Origin of the sequence: Halalkalibacter oceani, assembly GCF_023715605.1 — a bacterium.
In the GTDB taxonomy this organism is placed as follows: Bacteria; Bacillota; Bacilli; order Bacillales; family Bacillaceae_D; genus Halalkalibacter; species Halalkalibacter oceani.
In genome coordinates, this window is sequence record NZ_JAMBOL010000076.1 from 1 (window position 1) to 485 (window position 485).

Here is a 485-nt window from a genome sequence, read left to right on the forward strand (position 1 = left end):
GCTGCGCACGATCGCCTGGCGCGCTTCGAAACCGTATTGCTCGCCGAGATACCGGCGCAGCGCGTCGGCGAACTGCTGCTGCTCATCGGTAAAGCTGAAATCCATGGTTGTCTCCGTTCCCTGATCACAGCCCCAGAATCATCTGCGCGATGATGTTCTTCTGGATCTCGTTCGAACCGCCGTAGATCGACGTCTTCCGGTCATTGAAGTAGTACGCGGCGAGCGGCGCCGCATCGTCGTCGCCCGCGATGCTGTGCTCGCGCTCGCCATCGAGGAACGGCACGTCGAACGGTGCGGCCAGCGGACCGATCGCCTCGACCATCAGCTCGGTGAGCGCCTGCTGCACCTCGGTGCCCTTGATCTTCAGCATCGATGCTTCGGGGCCGGGCCCCTTGCCGCTCGTCTCGCGGCTGACGACGCGCAGCACCGTCACCTCGAGTGCCATCAGCTCGACTTCGAGCGCCGCGACCTTCGCGGCGAACACG

Annotated in this window: 1 protein-coding gene; it reads right to left on the reverse strand. The window is 64.5% G+C overall.

Annotation, left to right across the window (positions count from 1 at the left end; all coding sequences use genetic code 11):
- Positions 1-124 precede the first annotated feature (124 nt).
- Positions 125-485: acyl-CoA dehydrogenase family protein (locus M3202_RS22065; RefSeq protein WP_285890660.1), on the reverse strand; the 361-nt coding region annotated here is incomplete at its 5' end.